Consider the following 6,017-nt stretch of genomic DNA (forward strand, 5'->3'; position numbering starts at 1 on the left):
GTGCTGCGCTTCGGCGGCGCCTGGGCCGGGGTGGTCCTCGGCGGCGAGCGTCAACTGATTCGCCGCGCGCTTTAACGCGGCAATACGCAGCGCATCGCTTGATGGCGGTGCGGGTTGCTGGCCCAGCGCGGGCAGCAACTGTTGGGCGGCGCTATTGATCAGCACGAGCTTTTGCGCCTGATCGGTGGGGATGTAGGTGCTCAGGGTCGTCACGCGGCCCACTTCCGGCAGCTTCTTCAGACGCGCTTCGATCTGATCCGCCGCCGCCAGCGACGGCGCCAGCACATGCACATTGTTGACGGCCGCTTCAGGCGAATCGCTCAACGAGAGCAGGGTGGCCATCGACTCCGTGTGCGGGTCTTTCAGGTGCAGCGGATTGAAATCGAAGCGCAGGTGCGTGAGTAGCGGGAGCGCCCCGACCACGACCACTAGCGTGCCGATCAGCACGGGCTTGCGGTTGCGATCGAGGAAATCGTCGACCGGTGCCAACTGCTTGAAGCCTGGCGCGACGGCCTCGCCCGGCGGGTTGAGGACCTTCAGCAGCGCCGGGAACAGCGTCATGTTGGTGAAGTACGCGACGAACATGCCGACGCCCGCGATTTGCCCCAATTCCGCCACACCGCGATAGGCGGTCGGCAGGAACGAAAAGAAGCTTTCCGCGACCGCGACGGCGGCAAGCGTCAACGGTACGCCGATGGTGTGCGCCGTATTGACCAGAGCGGCTGCCAGACGGTCGTCGTGATTGCGCTCCTCGCGATACTTGACCCCGAACTGGACGCCAAAATCAATGCCGAGTCCGACAAACAACACCATGAACGCGACTGAGATCATGTTCAGCGCGCCGACCATCATCAGGCCGATGGCGGCGGTGATGGCGAGTCCGACAAACAGCGTGATCAGCACGGCGATGATCATGCGCCCGGAACGCAACGCCAGCCACAGGATCAGCAGCACAACGACGAAGGTAATCGCCCCATTGAGCGCGGCGCCGTCCTGCACCGACGCGAATTCTTCGTCCGCGAGCGGTTGTTCGCCGGTCAGGCGGATCGTCGCGCCGTACTGGGTGTCGAGGTGCAGCGACGCCGCCGTGGCGCGAATCGCCGCGGAGGCGCGAGCACCGGGTTCGAGCGCACCGTAGTTGACCACGGGTTGCACGGTGATAAACGCGCGGGCAGGGTTGGTAGCGATGTCCTTGTCGACCAGTGCACGCCACGAGAAGGCGGCCGGTTCACCGGCGAGTATGCGGTCGAGCACGGTCGCGCTTTGCGAGAGCAAGTGGCTCATGTCACCGAGCTTGACCTGGCCAAGTTGGAGCGGCAGCAACAGACTGGTGGTGAGGACGCCTGCGAGACCGGTCAGGCTCGGGTCTTTGGCGAGCGCGTTGACGAGCGGCCGGGACTGGACCAGTTGACCGGTCGTGGCCTGGACTTCATCGAGCGTGGGAAACAACAGACCATTGTGATCGAAGAACGGGCCACCTGCGGGTTCCGAGACGCTGACGAATTCCTTGGGCTGGCGTTTGAGCGCGGCGGTGAGCTGATCGGCGGCGGCGTCAGCGAACTCGGGCGCGCGCGCTTCGACGACGACCAGCACGGTTGAGCCCCGTTGCGGGAAGGCGTTGTCGATGGCATCGTCAAGGGAGGACCAGGCCCGGTCGTTCTCGACAAGACGGCTGATATCCGTGTTGATCTTGAAGTGGTGGACGACGTAGTAGCCGCTCAGGACCGCGAGGATGAGCGATAGCAGAATGACCCGCGCGGGGCGGCTGATTGACCAGGCGACGAGACGGACGATAGATGACTTCAGCATGTAGGCGAGTGGAGCCCTGTCACAGATTGCGTTTTTGGCATGAGGGCACAAGTATACCGACGTGAGGCGGCTTGGCTCAGGTTATGGGGCGTGGATGGGTGGCCAAAATCGGTATACTGGCTTTTAGCGTGGCCCGACGGGTCATCCGTTGTCATTTTTTCAGTCCTGACGAGCTTATGAAACGTTATCTGTGTGCCTTTTTCGCAGCCGCGGTGGTTTCCACTGCGGCTTTCGCGCAAGCCGCGCCTGATTCGGTGGTGAAGACCGCGGTTGAAGGCACGGTCACCGCGATGAAGGCCGATCCACAGGCTCGTAGCGGCGACATGAACAAAATCACCGAGGTGGTGATAACACATTTCGTGCCTGCAACCGACTTCCAGCGTACTACGCGCATTGCTGTGGGTAAGGCGTGGACTACGGCGACACCGGAACAGCAGAAGCAGTTGTACGAGCAGTTTCAGACGCTGCTGGTGCGGACCTACGCGGCTTCGCTGTCGCAACTGCGGGACCAGGACGTGACGTTCAAATTTGCACCGGCGAGCATGACTGCGGGCGGTAAGGATGCCGTGGTGCAGTCGCATGTGCTGAGCAACGGCGGGGATGATTCGGTCGGCTACCGGATGGAGAAGACGGACTCCGGCTGGAAGATCTATGACATCGACATGCTGGGGGCCTGGTTGATTCAGGTTTATCAGACACAGTTTGCTGACCAGCTTTCCAAGGGTGGCGTGGACGGGTTGATCAAGTTTTTGACTGAACACAATGCGCGGAGTGCGGGTTAGTTTCTGCCTGCGGCGACGGGCAGAAAAAACAAAAAGCGCTTCGATCAAAAAGACCGAAGCGCTTTCGAGTACAAATTAAATCAATAACCCGGAGAAGAACGCAGCGAGGCACCGAGCAAAAAACCTTAATGCGCCGTAGCCGCCTGCGCCTTCTTCCCCTTACCAGCCCGACCAATCTCTTCCAGTTTGATCTCAACATGCCGTGAGAATACATACTCGGCAGGCCGTTGCTTATCAAGCGGAATATCCTTGGCAAACGCGCCTTCAGTCTTAGGCCCACGCAGCGAAATCCTGAACGCCTTCAACGGATGCGCAACCGTATCCGTCACGGCCGTCGCTTCAAATCCGCAGTGCACCATGCAGTTCGCGCACTTCTCGTAGTTGCCCGTACCGTAGTTTTCCCATTTCGTCGTTTCCATCAGTTCCTTGAAGGTCTTCACATAACCTTCGCCGATCAGATAGCACGGCTTTTGCCAACCGAACACGGTACGTGCCGGGTTGCCCCACGGCGTGCATTGGTAAGTCTGATTGCCGGCCAGGAAGTCCAGGAACATCGCCGATTGACTGAATGACCAGTTCTTGCCGCCGTTGCCCCGCTTGAAGATCTCGCGGAACAGATGCTTGGTCTTGTCGCGATTCAGGAAGTGCTGCTGATCCGGCGCGCGCTCGTAGGCGTAACCCGGCGAGACGGTGATGCCGTCCACGCCCATCTCCTTGACCGTATCGAAGAACGCGGCAACGCGCTCCGGCACTGCATCGTTGAACAGCGTGCAATTGATGTTGACGCGGAAACCACGGCGCTTCGCTTCCTTGATCGCAGCAACTGCCTTGAAGTACACACCCTCTTGCGACACCGAGTGATCGTGCGCCTGCTGGTCGCCGTCCAGGTGAACCGACCACACGAAGTACGGATTCGGCTCGTAGTCGTCCATCTTCTTTTCCATCAGTAGCGCGTTCGTGCACAAGTACACGAATTTCTTGCGCGCGATGATGCCCTTCACGATCTGCGGCATTTCCTTGTGCAGAAGCGGCTCGCCGCCTGCGATCGAAACGACCGGTGCGCCGCATTCGTCGACGGCGCCCAAGCACTCTTCGAGCGACAAACGCTGATTCAGGATGGGATCCGGATAGTCGATCTTGCCGCAACCATTGCACGCGAGATTGCAGCGAAACAGCGGCTCGAGCATCAAGGCGAGTGGATAGCGCCTGTTGCGCGCCAGGTGCTGACGCATGATGTATGCGCCAACCCGGACTTTCTGGAGCAGCGGAATGGACAAGATGTCCTCCTCAAACTTCCCGTGCGGCGAGCGGCTGCGTCAGTTTTGACGGCAACTTGAATTCAACTTTCTCTTCACGGCCCGCCATCGTCGTGACCTCGACGGATCCCAGCGCGCGCAGCGCATCGATGACGTTTTCAACCATTTCTTCCGGCGCCGAAGCGCCTGCTGTGATGCCGACCGTCTGCACATTGGCAAACCACTCTGGCTTCACCTCCGAACCGTCGGCGACCAGATAGCTCGGCACGCCGGTTTCGCTGCCAATTTCGCGCAGCCGGTTCGAGTTCGAGCTATTCGTTGCACCCACCACCAGCAAGACATCCACCTGGGTGCTCAGCTCACGAACCGCTGCCTGGCGGTTTTGTGTGGCGTAGCAGATGTCGCGCGTATCCGGACCCACAATGTTCGTGAAGCGGCGCTGCAACGCGTCGATGATTCCGCGCGTGTCGTCCACCGACAGCGTGGTCTGCGTGACGTAAGCGAGCGGCGCATCGACCGGCAGGTCGAGATGCGCGACTTCGGCTTCACTTTGCACCAGCAGCACCTTGCCTGGGATCTGGCCAATCGTCCCTTCGACTTCTGGGTGCCCCGCGTGGCCGATCAGGATCAGTGTGCGTCCGGCGCCAACGTATTGCCGTCCTTGCACGTGCACCTTGGTGACGAGCGGGCAGGTCGCGTCGAGCACGTCCAGACCGCGCTGCTCAGCAGCGCGTTCAACGGTCTGAGCGACACCGTGCGCGCTGAAAATCGCCACGGCACCTTCCGGCACCTCGTCGAGCTCTTCGACAAAGCGCGCCCCTTTTTGACGCAAATTGTCGACCACGTGCCGATTGTGGACGATTTCGTGACGCACATACACGGGTGCGCCGTGTTGCTGTAACGCGCGATCGACGATTTCGATCGCCCGGACCACCCCCGCACAAAAGCCACGGGGTTGAGCAAGGATGACTCGCATAGGCTGCCGAACTCCGACTGACGCTGGTTTCGAGGAAGTCGGTAAAAACGACTTTATCGCCGCGACCATGATATTAATTGATGTGTTTAATCCGGCATAAAGCCGGCAGACCAAAACCAAACGCGCATTCTAACGCTATCGGGCCTGCTTTGCTCTGGTGCGGCCCGCCCCGCATAGGCTGGCGGCCCCTCCGGCAATATTTGCTGCGCTGCACTCGTGCAGCAGAACCCTTAAACTATATGGCCCTGCGGTTTATGCTTACAGCCGCATTACCGAATGCATTTAAGGCTTGCTGCATGGAAGCGGACTATTACGAAGACTTTCCCATTGCTAGCGGGTTCTTGCCGAAGGCGCTGCGTGCGCCTATCCGCGTAATCTACCAGGTGTCGCGCACTGCCGCTGACGTCGCAGAAGACAGCGAGCGCAGCGCGGTTGAGCGTCACGCGCGGCTGGCGGACTTTCGCGGTGGGCTCGACGCCGTGGCAAACGGTCATCTAGCGCCGGTGCATCCACTGATGTTCGGCAAACTCGCTGGCGTGGCTGCCCAGCATAAACTGCCGCTCGTGCCGTTCTACGACCTCGTGTCGGCACTGGATCAGGACATCGATACTACGCGCTACGTTGACCGCAACGCCTTGCTCGATTATTGCCGCCGTTCCGCGCATCCGGTCGGGCAGCTTCTGCTGCATCTGTTCAAGGCTGCGACGCCGGCCAATCTGGCCGATTCCGATGCGATCTGCACGGCGCTGCATCTGACTAACTTCTGGCAGGACATTGGGGCCGACTGGAAACGCGGCCGCGTCTACCTGCCGTTGACCAGCCTCGCACGCTTTCACGTCACGGAGAGGCACATCGCCGAGGGTATCGTGGATGAAGCGTGGCGCTCGCTGATGGCCCATGAAGTCGCGCGCTGCCGTGAGATGCTGGTGCGCGGCGCGCCGCTCGCACTGCGTTTGCCTGGCCGCGCAGGGCTCGTGCTGTGCGGCATCGTCCACGGCGGATTGCGGGTTCTAGAACGCATCGAAGGTGCGGGCTATGACGTATTTCGCCGCCGCCCGGCGCTCGATGCGCTCGACTGGTGTGTCGTTGGCGCGCGTGCGCTCGCCATGTGGCTGTCCCGGCGCGTCGGCGGGCGCGCTACTTCACTTGAGGGCAATGCGTAATGGAGGTGGTTCTGTTTGTTCTGTCCTGTCT

At 60.8% G+C, this 6,017-nt stretch carries 5 protein-coding genes; 2 read left to right on the forward strand and 3 right to left on the reverse strand.

Annotation, left to right across the window (positions count from 1 at the left end; all coding sequences use genetic code 11):
- The coding region (locus tag WCA85_RS13805) for an MMPL family transporter (protein ID WP_424064713.1) at positions 1-1,809 on the reverse strand (1,809 nt) is incomplete at its 3' end.
- Between the two features lie 176 nt (positions 1,810-1,985).
- Between WCA85_RS13805 and WCA85_RS13810 the strand changes: the two genes are divergently transcribed.
- Positions 1,986-2,591 carry an MlaC/ttg2D family ABC transporter substrate-binding protein gene (locus WCA85_RS13810; protein WP_424064715.1) on the forward strand — a complete coding sequence of 202 codons (606 nt, stop codon included), beginning with the start codon at positions 1,986-1,988 and terminating at the stop codon, positions 2,589-2,591.
- A gap of 125 nt (positions 2,592-2,716) precedes the next feature.
- Here WCA85_RS13810 and hpnH read toward each other — a convergent pair whose 3' ends face one another.
- Together hpnH and ispH are read right to left on the reverse strand one after the other, a co-directional pair.
- The gene (hpnH, locus tag WCA85_RS13815; protein WP_424064716.1) at positions 2,717-3,868 is read right to left on the reverse strand and encodes an adenosyl-hopene transferase HpnH; all 1,152 of its coding nucleotides are present in this window, start codon (positions 3,866-3,868) and stop codon (positions 2,717-2,719) included.
- A 10-nt stretch (positions 3,869-3,878) separates the two neighbouring features.
- The gene (gene ispH / locus WCA85_RS13820; RefSeq protein WP_424064718.1) at positions 3,879-4,823 is read right to left on the reverse strand and encodes a 4-hydroxy-3-methylbut-2-enyl diphosphate reductase; all 945 of its coding nucleotides are present in this window, start codon (positions 4,821-4,823) and stop codon (positions 3,879-3,881) included.
- Positions 4,824-5,119: 296 nt separating this feature from the next.
- Here ispH and hpnC point away from each other — a divergent pair, with 296 nt between their 5' ends.
- Positions 5,120-5,986, forward strand: coding sequence for a squalene synthase HpnC (gene hpnC / locus WCA85_RS13825; protein ID WP_424064720.1), 867 nt, complete (start codon positions 5,120-5,122; stop codon positions 5,984-5,986).
- The last annotated feature ends 31 nt before the right edge of the window (positions 5,987-6,017 follow it).

Origin of the sequence: Paraburkholderia sp. (assembly GCF_049581445.1) — a bacterium.
In the GTDB taxonomy this organism is placed as follows: domain Bacteria; phylum Pseudomonadota; class Gammaproteobacteria; order Burkholderiales; family Burkholderiaceae; genus Paraburkholderia.